This is a genomic window from Sphingopyxis sp. LC81, assembly GCF_000756375.1.
Classification (GTDB): Bacteria; Pseudomonadota; Alphaproteobacteria; order Sphingomonadales; family Sphingomonadaceae; genus Sphingopyxis.
Genome location: NZ_JNFD01000018.1, coordinates 15,029 through 27,667 on the forward strand (window position 1 = coordinate 15,029; position 12,639 = coordinate 27,667).

Annotated in this window: 8 protein-coding genes; 1 reads left to right on the plus strand and 7 read right to left on the minus strand. The window is 66.7% G+C overall.

Annotated features, from left to right (window positions below):
- Window positions 1–2: 2 nt before the first annotated feature.
- From FG91_RS09340 to FG91_RS09365, 6 genes are all read right to left on the minus strand, one after another.
- Window positions 3–788, minus strand: a complete 786-nt coding sequence (locus tag FG91_RS09340; RefSeq protein ID WP_037514424.1) for an SDR family oxidoreductase — start codon at window positions 786–788, stop codon at window positions 3–5.
- The gene (locus tag FG91_RS09345) at window positions 785–2,599 is read right to left on the minus strand and encodes a flavin-containing monooxygenase (RefSeq protein ID WP_152568066.1); all 1,815 of its coding nucleotides are present in this window, start codon (window positions 2,597–2,599) and stop codon (window positions 785–787) included. The genes FG91_RS09340 and FG91_RS09345 overlap by 4 nt, the downstream gene beginning before the upstream one ends.
- Window positions 2,600–2,694: 95 nt before the next feature.
- Window positions 2,695–4,170, minus strand: coding sequence for a glycoside hydrolase family 30 protein (locus FG91_RS09350; RefSeq protein WP_081940508.1), 1,476 nt, complete (start codon window positions 4,168–4,170; stop codon window positions 2,695–2,697).
- Window positions 4,171–4,196: 26 nt separating this feature from the next.
- The gene (locus FG91_RS09355) at window positions 4,197–5,375 is read right to left on the minus strand and encodes a ThuA domain-containing protein (RefSeq protein WP_052187460.1); all 1,179 of its coding nucleotides are present in this window, start codon (window positions 5,373–5,375) and stop codon (window positions 4,197–4,199) included.
- 20 nt (window positions 5,376–5,395) lie between these two features.
- Window positions 5,396–7,699 carry a beta-glucosidase BglX gene (bglX, locus tag FG91_RS09360; protein WP_200878426.1) on the minus strand — a complete coding sequence of 768 codons (2,304 nt, stop codon included), beginning with the start codon at window positions 7,697–7,699 and terminating at the stop codon, window positions 5,396–5,398.
- A gap of 89 nt (window positions 7,700–7,788) precedes the next feature.
- On the minus strand, window positions 7,789–10,068 hold the full coding sequence (locus FG91_RS09365; RefSeq protein WP_037514427.1) for a TonB-dependent receptor: 2,280 nt from the start codon (window positions 10,066–10,068) through the stop codon (window positions 7,789–7,791).
- A 362-nt stretch (window positions 10,069–10,430) separates the two neighbouring features.
- On the opposite strand from FG91_RS09365, the gene FG91_RS09370 reads away from it, so the two are divergent.
- A complete protein-coding gene (locus FG91_RS09370; protein WP_052187461.1) occupies window positions 10,431–11,054 on the plus strand; it encodes a TetR/AcrR family transcriptional regulator in 624 nt (207 codons plus the stop codon).
- 47 nt (window positions 11,055–11,101) lie between these two features.
- On the opposite strand, the gene FG91_RS09375 is transcribed toward FG91_RS09370, so the two are convergent.
- Entirely contained in the window at window positions 11,102–12,526 is a 1,425-nt protein-coding gene (locus FG91_RS09375; RefSeq protein WP_037514428.1) for a sugar porter family MFS transporter, read from the minus strand.
- Window positions 12,527–12,639 lie beyond the last annotated feature (113 nt).

Consider the following 12,639-nt stretch of genomic DNA (forward strand, 5'->3'; position numbering starts at 1 on the left):
GCTCAGATCGCGCTCTTCCGTCCCGCGCGTTCGTCGCGGACAGCTTCGGGTTTGTCGACGACGGCGCGGTGAAAATCGCGAAGCTCCTCGGGGATATACCAGTGGAGCTGGTCTTCGTGATAGGCGCGCCAGACGGTCTCGGCGACTTCGCGCGGATGGACGAGGCGCCACGCCCCCTCGGCGGGCGCCATCGCGCGGATCCCGTCGGTCAGGAGCGGCGTGTCGATCAGGCCCGGCAGCAGGTCGGCGGCGCGGACACCGTACCGCTTGAGCTCGATCGACAGCGCTTCGGTCAGCCCGCGCACGGCGTGCTTGGTCGCCGAATAGATGCCGATCCCAGCGGTGCCGAACAGCGCCGAGGAGGACGAGGTCGTGAGGCACAGCGACCCCTGGGTTTGCCGCAGCAGCGGGGTCGCCGCGCGGACACCGATGATGACGCCCATCAGATTGATGTCGATGATGCGCCGGATCTCGTCCCACGGCTGGTCGTCGATCATCCCCGAAGCCGCAATCCCGGCGTTGTTGAACATCAGGTCGAGCCGCCCGCCTGAGGCGGCGCCAAAGTCCGCGATCGCCTGTTCGAAGGCGTCGGCCTGTGTGACGTCGAGATAGGCGAAATGGCCGCGATCATCGCCGATCTGCTCGCGGGCGCGCTCGATCCCCTCGCGGTTGACGTCGAAGACGCCGACGAACCAGCCGCGCTCGGCAAAAAGCAACGCGGTCTCCAGCCCCATGCCCGAGGCGCCGCCGGTGATGAAGATCGCGGGCCGTCCGTTGTCGGTAGTCATGCTGCATTCTCCATCTTCGCACGCGCGTGATCGCCATCGAGTTCGAGGCCCGCCAGATCGCCCGCCTCGCGCCATGCCTGCAACAGCTTGATGAAGGCGACGGGCCCGGTGCCAAAGGCGCTGCTGCGCGCCGCGACGTCCGAATTGCGGCCTTCGTCGTTATAATAACCGGGGGTGCAGTCGGCGTTGAACTGGCGCCGCGCCTCGCCGAGCTTCAGGATCGTGTCGACCCAATTGCCTTCGGCTTCGGCGGTCGGCTCGACGGTTTGGATGCCCTGCGCGGTGCAGTGCCGGACGATATGCGCGATATGCCCGGTCTGCTCGCTCAGCATGTGTGGGAAATTGGGCGACATGCCCGCCTGCGCCTGGCTGATCACGAAGCAGTTCGGGAAGCTGCGCGTGTGCATGCCGTGCAGCGTCGACAGCCCGCCGCCCCATTTGTCGCTGAGCGAAAGCCCGCCGACCCCGCGGACCGTCATGCCCGAACGCTGGGCATAGCTGGTCGCGACGTCGAAGCCGGTCGCGAAGATCAGGCAGTCGACGGGATATTCGACGCCCGCGACGACGATAGCGTCGGCGGTGATCCGTTCGACCCCGCGCCCCGCGGTGTCGACCAGCGTCACATTGTCGCGGTTGAAGCTCTGCAAGAATTCGTCGTGGAAGCAGGGCCGCTTGCAATAGAGGCTGAACCAGGGCTTCAGCGCCTCGGCGGCCGCCTCGTCCTCGACGATCGACGCGACGCGCGCGCGCAGTTCCTCCATCTTCTCGAAATCGGCGCGTTCGAACAGTTCGGCGGCAGAAAGTCCGTCGACATTGTTCGCCAGCCTCTCGCGCAGCGTGCGGAAGAGCGCGGTCCAGCCGTCGCCGACAAGGTCGGTCGCGGGCAGCTCGCGCGTGAACTGCGCCGTGAAATTTTCCATCCGCTCCTGCTGCCAGCCGGGGTGCAGGCTGGCCGCCCAGTCGGGGTCGGTCGCGCTGTTGTTCCGCACATCGACCGATGACGGCGTGCGCTGGAACACCGTGAGGTGCTGCGCCGATTTCGCGAGCGGCGGGATGCACTGTACGCCGGTCGCGCCGGTGCCGATGATGCCGACGCGCTTGTCCGCCAGCCCTTCCATCACCTCGGTCGCGCTGCCGCCGGTATAGGCATAATCCCAGCGGCTGGTGTGGAAGCTGTGCCCCGCGAAGGAGGCGATGCCGGGAATATCGGGCAGCTTCGGGCGGTTCAGCGGTCCCGTCGTCAGGACGGTGAAGCGCGCGGCGATGCGGTCGCCGCGGTTGGTCCGCGCGATCCAGCGCGCCGCTGCCGCGTCCCAGTCTAGCGCGACGACCTGCGTCGAGAAGAGCGCCTTCTCATACAGCCCGAAATGCTCGCCGATGCGGCGGCAATGCGCGCGGATTTCCGCCGATTTCGAATAGCGTTCGACGGGCATATAGCCCGTTTCCTCGAGCAGCGGAAAATAGATATAGGATTCGATGTCGCACGCCGCGCCGGGATAGCGGTTCCAGTACCAGGTGCCGCCGAAATCGCTTCCCGCATCGGCGATCAGCATGTCGTCGATCCCCGCCTCGCTGAGGCGCGCGCCGGTGAGCAACCCGCCGAAGCCGCCGCCGACGATCAGCACCTCGACCTCGCGGTCGATCGCGGGCCGCGGCGGCGCTTCGCCATAAGGATCATCGAGCAGGTGCGAAAAGCCCTGATCGACATCGAGATATTGCCGCTCGCCCGCCGTCGTGGCGGTGCGGCGATCGCGCTCGGCGCGATAGCGCGCGCGGATGGCGTCGAGGTCGAGGTCGGTGGATTTCGTCATGTTTTCGGTCGCTTGCATATGTGGGAGAGGAAGGCGCACGGCCGTCGCCCCGGCCGATACGCGCGAAATTGCAGGGATGCCGCCGGAGCGGCGGGTCAGGCGGCGCCGAGCAGCGCGCCGTCGATCGTGATCGTGCTGAACGAATCGGCGGGCAAGGTGACCGCCAATTGCTGCTTGCCGATGCCGAAGGTCATCGGCAGCGGCTCGGACAGCGCATTCTGCACGACGAGGACGAGGCTGCCGTCGGGATTGCGGAAAGCGAGCTGGTTTTCATAGCCGACAAAGCTCGGCGCCGGGATGAAGCGCGCGCCGGGCTTCACAAAGGCCGACAGGTGGCGAAGCACCCAATAATCATGCGTCAGCCTGAAATCGCCCGCGCCGTCGGTGTGGATCAGCGAATTTTGCGGCCAGCCCCAGGTCGAGATATTCTTCTTGGGCAGCACCATGTTCCAATAATGCCACGCCGTCGTGCCGGCGCGGAAATAGGTCTTCATCAGGTCCCAGCCATAGCGCGCATAATGCCAGTCGTTGGTGCCACGCCCGCATTCCTGCTCGCTGCCCCAGATCGGAAGCTGCGGATGACGCGCGTGGATCGCGGGCAGCGCGCCCTTGCCCGCCCATTGCACGCCGACGCCCTTGACGAGCGGTCCCGCCTCAGGATCGGCGAGCACCTCGTCGATCAGCCCCGGCTTCGCGCGTTCGAGCGTGCCGAGCAGGATGTCGACGTCGACCTTCTTCATCTCGCGGCCGAGATGCGGCAGGAACTGGCTGAGCCCCTTCGGCGTCCAGCAGCAGCTGGGGAAGGGCTGCGGCGAGTTGAATTCATTCTGCGGCATCACCGCCGAAATGCGGATGCCCTCGTCGCGATACGCCTCGACATAGCGGCGGAAATAGCGCGCATAGGCGTCGAGATAACGCTCCTCGAGGATGAACATATCCTCGCCTTCGCGCCCGAGCTGGTCGGGGCGGATGCCGTTCGACGGCTGGCCGGGCCATGCCGGCGCCGCCGCATAATGGCCGTTGCGCTTCATCCACGTCGGCGGCGACCAGGGAGATCCCCAGACGCGAAGGCTGGGCCGGACGTCGAGCGCGGCGCGGATGTACGGGATCAGCGTGTCGCGGTCGTTCGCGATGCTGAACCGGTCGAGCGCGAAATCGCCGGGCGTTTCGGCATAGCTGTACCATTTGCGCGCGAAGTCGCTCGCGCCCATCGGCGTGCGCGCTATCGTCAGCGCGGCACCCGACCCGAACAGGGCATCGAGCGCGGCCTCGCGTCGGTCGGGCCGCAGCCCCGACAGCGCCTGCCAGCCGAGTTCGCTGAACGCGCCGCCGAAGCCGTCGATCGTCTGTTGGGGCGCGCCGAGCGCGATCATCGCCTCAAGCGCGAGCGGGCTCGCGGTGAGCGGCGCCAGCGCGGGCGCCGCGGCGCGCTGCCAGGGCTTGGCCGCGGTGGTGACGAACCATTTGACCGGGCCGTTGTCCGCGCCCGCAGCAGCCACCGCGGGGGTGCGCAGCGCAATCCCTGCGACCGCGGCACTGGCGGTGAGTTTGAGGAGCGAACGTCGCTGCATCGATAGTCTCCGTTAAATTCGCCGCGTCAGCGGCGGCCGCCGCGCGGAATTTCGTGGCCCGCGCGGCACTGGCTCTTGCCTTTGTCCGCCGCCCACAGGATCGCCTGTTCGAGCAGCTTCAGATGGTGGGGTTCGGCATAGGTCGCCGGCACATGGCCGATCGCCGAGTAGAAGGAACGGCCATTGCCGACACAGCGCGTCCACGCGATCGGATGGTCACCCATCTTGAGGTCGCGCCCGAAGCTGTTGCCCGGCGTGTAGCTCGCTTCGTCGAGCCGTGCGATCACCGTCGCGCCGGTCGTGCGCGGCGAGGCGGCGAACGAATACCATTCGTCGGTCATTTCCCACCCCGGCGCGAGGTCCGATGCGATCCCGCTCGGCGCCGTCTCGACGACCAGCTTGGCATTCTGGAATTGCGGGCTGTTCGGATGGCCGATGAAGCGCGCGCCGACCAGCTTGTCGACATACCAGTCCCAAAAGGTCGCGGGGTCGCCGCCCGATCCGTGGATGCCGACGTATCCGCCACCCTTTTCCATCCAGTTCTGGAACGCGCGGCGCTGCGCCATGGTCAGCACATCGCCGCTAACATTGTTCCAGATCACCGTGTCGAAGCCGCGCAGGGTTTCGGGGGTGAACGCCCCGCCCTTGTCGGTGACCGTGAGCGACCAGCCGTTGCGCTTGGCCATATCCTCAAACGCCGTGCGCGCGGCGTCGACCGAGGGGCCGTCGCGAAAGCCGGTCATCTTTTCGAAGAGCAGCACGCGGACCTTGCCCGGCGTGCGCGCCAGTTGCGGGCGATCATTGTCGTAGCGCGCGCAGCGTGCGGTGCGGTCTTCGTCGGCCAGCGCGACCGCGGCGAGGGCGGCGTCGAGCCGGGCGACGGTTTCGGCGGGGACGCGCTTCAAGTCGAGCACACTTTTCGGGGTCAGGATCGCCGCGAAGCTCGGCGTTGTCGTGCGGAGCATTTCGGGCGGGAAGCCCTTGAGCAGGTCGGGCGTCTCGCGATCCATCACCGCCTTGGCGCGCGGATTGAGCAATACGTCGACGAGCGGGCTCTGCACCGAATAGGGCTGGTCGCGCAGCGGGCAGTCGATTGCAGCACCGGGCGCAGCGGCAACCGCGGCGGCCGGGAGCAGCGCGGCCGAACCGAGCACCAGCGCGGCCAGCGCGCCTCCGGTTCGACGGACAAGGTTCGTTCGGATCATCGTCTGTTTCCCTTCTCGATTCAGCGCGCAGCGACGGTGCGCGGCGCACCGCCCACGACGAACGTCGTGGTGAGGTCAGCCTTCGCGTCGGTCCCGACCCACAGGTCGAAGGTGCCGGGATCGATCACCCACGCGCGCTCTTCCGAATGCCAATATTTCACGCTCGCTTCATCCAATGTGAAGCTGATCTTCCGGCTCTCGCCCGCGGCGAGCGTCACGCGCTGGAAACCGCGCAGTTCGCGCACCGGGCGCGACGCGCGGCCCGCGCGCTGGTGGATATAGAGCTGGACCACCTCGTCACCCGCGCGCGCGCCGGTGTTGGTGATCGTCGTCGATACCGTCAGCCGTCCGGCGGGCTTGAGCTCGGGCGTATCGAGCACCGGCGTGTCGATGCGGAAGCTGGTGTAGCTGAGGCCATGGCCGAAGGCGAAGAGCGGCGACGAAGGCTGGTCGTAATAGCGCTGCGCCTGCGTCTCGGGCGCCTGGCTGCGGTTATGCGCGTAAAAGATCGGCACCTGTCCGGCGCTCCGCGGCCAGGTGACGGGTAGCTTGCCGCCGGGGTTGATGTCGCCGAACAAAGCCCGCGCCAGCGCAGTGCCGCCGCGCGTCCCCGGATACCAGCCTTCGAGGATCGCGGGCGCACGATCGACGATGCCGGTGAGGTCGAGCGGGCGCCCGTTCATCAGCACGACGACAAACGGCTTGCCCGTCGCGGCGACCGCCTCGAACAATTTGATCTGCTCGCCCGGCAGCCGCAGGTCAGATGCCGATGCGCGCTCGCCGCTCTGGTTGCGCGCCTCGCCGAGCGCGAGCACGATGAGGTCGGAGTCCCCTGCCAGCTTGACGGCCTGCTGGAATTCGGTCGCGCGGCGCTCGGCGGTCCATGCGGGCGGCGGCGGCTGGAACATTTCGAGCCCCGACGGGAAGCTGCGTGCGAGCTGGACGCCCGCCGCGGTCTGGACGCTCGCACCGCGTCCAAGCCGATCGCGAACCCCCTCGAACAGCGTCACCGTTTCGTCGCGGTCATAGACGAACGCCCAAGGGCCGACCGTGTCGTCGGGCGAGTCCGCCATCGGGCCGATCACCGCGACCTTCTTGTGCGCGCCGGGCGCGAGCGGCAGCAGGCCGCCTTCGTTGCGCAGCAGCACCAACGACCGTTCGGCGGCGCGTTCGGCGGTCGCGCGGTGCGCGGGGTCGGCCAGCACGCGCTTGGCCTCGGCCTCATCGGCATAGGGCTTCTCGAACAATCCCATCGCGATCTTCGCGGCGAGGATGCGGCGCACCGAGCGGTCGACGGTTTCGACGGGCAGCTTGCCCGCCTTGACGCTGTCGGCCAGCGTCGCAAACGCCGGAGCGAGCAGCGCCATTTCCATATCGTTGCCCGCCTTCATCGCGCGGACCGCGGCGTCGCCGGCGTCGGCGGCGAAATGCTGTTTGACCTGGCTGTGGATCGCGTTGGCGTCCGACACGACCCAGCCCTTAAAGCCGAGTTCGCCGCGCAGAATATCGGTGAGCAGCCGCGGGCTCGCCGATGCCGGAACATCGTTGAAGTCCATATAGGCACTCATCACATTCCCCGCCCCGGCGTCGACCGCGGCGGCGAAGGGGGGCAGATAGACATTATAGAGTTCGGCGTCGGACACGAAGAGGCTGTCATAATCGCGACCGCCCGGCGACGCGCCATAGCCGGCGAAATGCTTCGGCCCGGCGATGACATGCCCCGGCGTGCCGAGACGCGGTCCCTGGAAACCGCGCACCTGCGCGCGTGCCATCGCAGCGCCGAGAAAGGGATCTTCGCCCGCACCCTCGACCATACGGCCCCAGCGCGGATCGCGCGCGACGTCGATCATCGGGCCGAAGGTCCAGCCGATGCCTACCGCGCGCGCCTCGCGCGCCGCGACGCTCTGCGCCTGCTCGGCGACATCGGGGTCGAACGACGCCGCCATGCCCAGCGGCACCGGGAAAATGGTCTTGAGTCCGTGGAGGACGTCGAACCCGAAAAGAAGTGGAATCTTGAGCCGCGCTTCGGTCATCGCGATTTTCTGGAGCCGGTTCGCCTCGGCGGGATCGGTGATGAACAGCAGCGAGCCGACCTGCCCCGACCGCACCTTGTCGTCGACGGAAGGCAGCACCGGAATCTTGAACAACTGCGCGAGCTGACCGACCTTTTCCTCGATCGTCATCCGCGCAAGCAACGCGTCGGCGCGTGCGAGGACTTGCGGATCCTCGGTCGCCAGCGATGCCGAGGCGGCCGCCGGCGCCGGCCGGGCGGCGGCGGTGTTCAAACTAACCGCCGAGGCCGCTGCAAGGAGAAGAAATTTCATGATCCGCATCTGTCAGATTTCCATTTGGCGTCATGCCCGAACGGACACCGCCCCGACGACCTGTGGGTCGTCGGGGCGGCGCCGATCACTCAAAAGCGGGCGTCGAGGCTGAGCCCGATCGTGCGCCGCGATTCGGGACCCGTCAGCTGCGAGAAGGAGCGCGGGTCGCGCTGCTGCGCCGCGACCGGCGTCGCGAAGCGGGTGATCGGTCGATAGACGTCGAACAGGTTGCGCGCGAACAGCGACACGCCGAAGCGGTCGTCGTCGAAGCGAACGCCGAGGCGCCCGCCAAAGATCGCGGCTGCCGCGTTGGTCGCAAGCGGGCTGTACGACGCCTGGAAGTTGATCTTCGACGTATAGACCATGTCGGCCTGGACAAAGACTTCGGCGTTGCTCGAGATTGCGGCTTCATATTCGCCGCTGACCGTCGCCTTCCACTTGGGCGAACCAGCGAGACGGTTGCCGCCGGCATCGTCGCCGGTTCCGGTCTGGACGCCATTGACGAAGATCGGTTCGCACCCTTGGGCCAGCGTCTGCCCCTGCGCGCAGGTCACGACATAGCCGTCGCCATAGCGCGCGTCGGTGTAGGAAAGCCCCGCGTTGAGCGACAGGCCCTGCATCGGACGGCCGAACAGCGTCAGCGTGGCGCCCTTGGTCGTCAGCGACGGCGCGTTGCCATAGACGAACACCGCCGCGGTCGGATCGAAGAACTGCGCCTGGAAGTCGGTGATCTTCGTGTAGAAGCCTGCGAGGCTCGCCGTGGCGCGGCCGCCGAACAAGTCGGCCTTGACCCCAACTTCGCCCGACTTCGGGATTTCGGGGCGAACGATCGGGTCGATGTTCGGACCCGAGGCGCCGTCGTTGACCGACGGTCCCTTATAGCCGCGTGTATAGGTGGCATAGGCCATCACATCGTCGGTCAGGTCATATTGCACACCCAGACGATAGGAAAAATAATTGTCCTTGGCCTGGCCGCGGAACTGAATGAGCGGCCCGAGCGGTGCCACTGCACCCGGCGTGAGGCTGGCGCGCGATGTCGCCAGGACATTCTCGCTACCATAGCGCGCGCCGAGCACGAAGCGCAGCGCGTCGGTCGCGTTGATCGTGGCCTGTCCGAAGACCGCAAGGCTGGTGATCTTCACCCCCGGTTCGACGCGCCCGCCGAGCGGGAAAGGAACGCCGAGATCGGCGAGAAGCGGCCCCAGATTCTGAACATGTCCGTGGAACTTGCTGTCGAAGAAATAGGCGCCCGCGACATATTCGACGAACCCGCCGGCGGGCGAGGTCAGCCGCAGTTCCTGGCTGATGTTATGCGTGTTGTTCGCGACTTCCTGGTTGAAGCGCAGCGCCTGCGTCGAGTCCACGTCCTGCGGCAGCGTGCGTCCGAGCTGCGAACGGTAAGCGGTGATCGAGGTCAGCGTATGATCGCCGATCGTCGCATCGATCTGGCCCGACAGGCCATAGGTTTCGGTCCAGTTGACGTTGATGCCGTCGATGCAGCCCTGCTGGTTTTCCTGCTCCACCGTCACGCCGCACGCCGCGAGGCGCTGCGACAGCGGGCTGCCCGGGGTCGACGCATAGACCGTCCACGGCGTACCGCCGCGCTTGTCGTAATTGGTATAGTCGGCGGTCAGGTTGAACGCCAAGTCGGCGATCGGTTCCCACCAGAGGCGCGCACGGCCGCCATAGGTGCGCTGGCGGTGCATGTCGCCCTTGAACAGATTCTTCTGGATATCGGCCTGTTGAGAAAAGGCGCCCGACACGCGCAGTGCCGCATTGGCGGCGATCGGCAGGTTGACGACGCCGCGTGCGGTATAGGCGTCGCGCGTCGCGATATCGCTGTGCAGGATCAGCTCGGTCTTGGTCGGATCGGGCTTCACCGTGACCATGTTGAGCAGGCCGGCCGACGAGTTGCGCCCGAACAGCGTGCCCTGCGGCCCTTCGAGCACTTCGACGCGCGCGACGTCGAACAGCATCGGCGGATAGTTGGAGGTGCTGGCAAGCGCCACGCCATCGACGACCACGCCGACGCTGCCTTCCGACGAACGCGTGAACGACAGGCCGCCGACACCGCGAATGCTGATCGCGCCCTGCACGCCGGTGTTGTTGAGGCTCGGCGTCGTGCGCGCAAGGTCAACGAGATCGTTGACATTCTGCCGGCCGAGCTGGTCACCGGTCACGACGCTGACCGAAATCGGCACGTCCTGCAGCCGCTCTTCGCGCTTGTTCGCGGTGACGACGATCGCGCCATCGTCCGAATTGTCGGCCGCCGCGCTCGCGTCGACCGGCGCTTCCTGCGCCAGCGCCGGCATCGCCAGCGCGAACAGGCTACCGCTCGCGAGCAGCGCTACAAATTTATTAGCCCCCATGACGTCAAACTCCCTTCACATGTTATGGCGCCCATAGGCACCTATTAAAAACTAGTCCATCCTTCTTGTTTCTTATCGACAACAATCGGATGTCATGCCAATTTCTGCATCCGTCAGAACAGAAGGATCAAAGCCTCGCGCTTCAATTCGCTGCGTTTCTCGGCCTTCGTGGCCAGTCGCCACGCGGGCGATGCGGGCGAATTTCGGGACGGCCCGGACCGTGATTGCTGGCCGGGAAATTTGCTTGCGGACCGGGTCGCCGCCCCTAGGGTGCGCGGCGACGATGTCCGGCACGATTGCTTGTGGGGCGTGACCAAATGGGGATGAGATCGAGCGTGACCGAAGAAAAAAGACCGCCGCGGATGCGCCGGACCCAAGCCGAACGAAGCGCGAGCACGCGCGAGGCGCTGCTCGACGCGTCGATCCGCATGCTCCACGCGCATGGCTATGGCGCGACCAGCCTGCTCCTGATTACCGAAGCGGCCGGGGTCAGCCGCGGCGCGATGCTGCACCAGTTCCCGACCAAGGCCGATCTGATGGCCTTTGTCGTCGAGTCGGTCTACGCCGATGAGCTCCAGCAATATCCCCGGCTGCTCGCCGGACCGAAAAGCCAGGAGGAGATGCTCCTCGCCTTTCCCGAAGCGCTGTGGAAGGTGCTGAGCCGCCCCGCCGGCGTCGCGGTGCTCGAAATCCTCCAGGGCTCGCGGTCGGACCCCGCGCTCGCCGAAAAGGTGCTGCCGATCTATGACCAGATCGAGCAGGATTCGCTCGGTAATGTCTCGCGCTCGACCGCCGCCGATCCGGCGCTGCTCGTCCCGATGGTCCGTCTGGTCGTATGGGCGATCCGCGGCCTGTCGGTCGCCAAGACGATCCACCCCGACCTCGAACCGACCCCGGCCGCGGTCACGCTGCTGCGCGACCTGCTGAAGGCCGGGCTGGACACCGGGCTGCTCGCGGTCGGCGCCGACAAGGGCGGCCGGGCCTGACCCCCTGCCCCGCCGCCGCATTCCGCCCGATGCCGGATGCAGCGCGATCATCCTTCCATATCCTCGAGCTCGCGGCCGCGGGTCTCGTTGACCCGGCGCGCGACGAAGAAGAAGGAGATCACCGCGAACGCCGCATAGCCAGCATAGGTGAGCGAGAGGCCGGGTGAGAGCGCGAGCGCGGGAAAGCTGACCGAGACCGCGGCATTGGCGATCCACTGCGCGAACCCCGCGACCGCGAGGCCCGAGCCGCGAATCTGGTTGGGGAACATCTCGCCCAGCATCACCCACATCACCGGGCCCCAGCTAAGATTGAAGAAGACGACGTAGAGGTTGGCGGCGACGAGCGCGACCAGCCCGTACGAACCGCCGAGCGACACCGCGCCGGAAGCGTCGGTGGCGGCGGTCGAAAAGGCGAAGGCGACGATCGCCAGCGTCACCGCCATCCCCGCCGATCCGATCAGCAGCAGCGGCTTGCGCCCGATCCGGTCGATGAGCGCCATCGCGAGCAGGCAGGCGGCGATCGAGAGCGTACCCGACAAGATATTGATGAGCAGCGCGTCGCTTTCGGAAAAGCCGACGGCCTCCCACAAGGTCGCGCCATAATAGAAGACGACGTTGATCCCGACGAGTTGCTGGAACACCGCGAGCCCGATCCCGGTCCAGACGATCGGACGAATCCGCCCCGACGCCTTGTCGATCAGGTCGGCAAGGCGCGGCTTGTGATGATCGGCGGCGAGGCTCGCGCGGATCTCGGCGACCTTGCGCGCCGCGTCCACCGGCCCGAACAGCCGCGCGAGAATCTGCAGCGCCTGCGTATCGCGGCCCTTCACCACCAGATAGCGCGGCGATTCGGGGATGCCGAGCAGCGCGACGAAATAGATGATCGCCGGCACCGCCTGCAGCCAGAACATCCAGCGCCACGCCAGATAGCCGAACCACAGTTCGGCGGTTGAGCCGCCCGCGAAATGCGCGAGCAGATAATTGGCGATAAACGCCCCGGTGAGCCCGGCGATGATCATCACCTGCTGCAGGCTCGACAGGCGGCCGCGCATCGCGGCGGGGGTCACTTCGGAAATGTAGATGGGCGAGATGACGCGGGCGGCACCGCCCCCCAGCCCGCCGATGATACGTGCGATCACGAACAGGGTCGAATTGTCGGCAGCGCCGGCCAGCAGCGCGCTCACAAAGAATAATATGGCGGCGAGCAACATCACCGACCGGCGACCGATCGCATCGGCGAGCCGCCCGGCGCCAAAGGCACCGATCGCCGACCCGACGAGAATCGCCCCGACATTGATTCCGATGCCGAGACGCCCGAGATCGAAGGCCGCCTCAAGGCCCTTCTGGGTGCCGTTGATGACCCCCGAATCATAACCGAACAGGAATCCGCCGATCGTCGCGACGGCGACGATTGCCGCAATGAAACGGAAATTCACGGTTTCTGGGCCGCCCACTTGGGTTACGGTTGCCATATCTTCTCTCCCTGATTGATAGCGCTATCACGCTCATCGCCCACGAGTGTCAAGTCCGAATCCGCAAAGCACTCACATCGCAAAGGCTTTTCCCGCCGCGCCCTCTCCGGCCC

Excerpts from the sequence above, each read along its gene's own strand:
- FG91_RS09340 (WP_037514424.1), bottom strand. The coding sequence starts at position 788 with ATGACTACCGACAACGGACGGCCCGCGATCTTCATCACCGGCGGCGCC.
- FG91_RS09345 (WP_152568066.1), bottom strand. The coding sequence starts at position 2,599 with ATGACGAAATCCACCGACCTCGACCTCGACGCCATCCGCGCGCGCTAT.
- FG91_RS09350 (WP_081940508.1), bottom strand. The coding sequence starts at position 4,170 with ATGCAGCGACGTTCGCTCCTCAAACTCACCGCCAGTGCCGCGGTCGCA.
- FG91_RS09355 (WP_052187460.1), bottom strand. The coding sequence starts at position 5,375 with ATGATCCGAACGAACCTTGTCCGTCGAACCGGAGGCGCGCTGGCCGCG.
- bglX (WP_200878426.1), bottom strand. The coding sequence starts at position 7,699 with ATGAAATTTCTTCTCCTTGCAGCGGCCTCGGCGGTTAGTTTGAACACC.
- FG91_RS09365 (WP_037514427.1), bottom strand. The coding sequence starts at position 10,068 with ATGGGGGCTAATAAATTTGTAGCGCTGCTCGCGAGCGGTAGCCTGTTC.
- FG91_RS09370 (WP_052187461.1), top strand. The coding sequence starts at position 10,431 with ATGCGCCGGACCCAAGCCGAACGAAGCGCGAGCACGCGCGAGGCGCTG.
- FG91_RS09375 (WP_037514428.1), bottom strand. The coding sequence starts at position 12,526 with ATGGCAACCGTAACCCAAGTGGGCGGCCCAGAAACCGTGAATTTCCGT.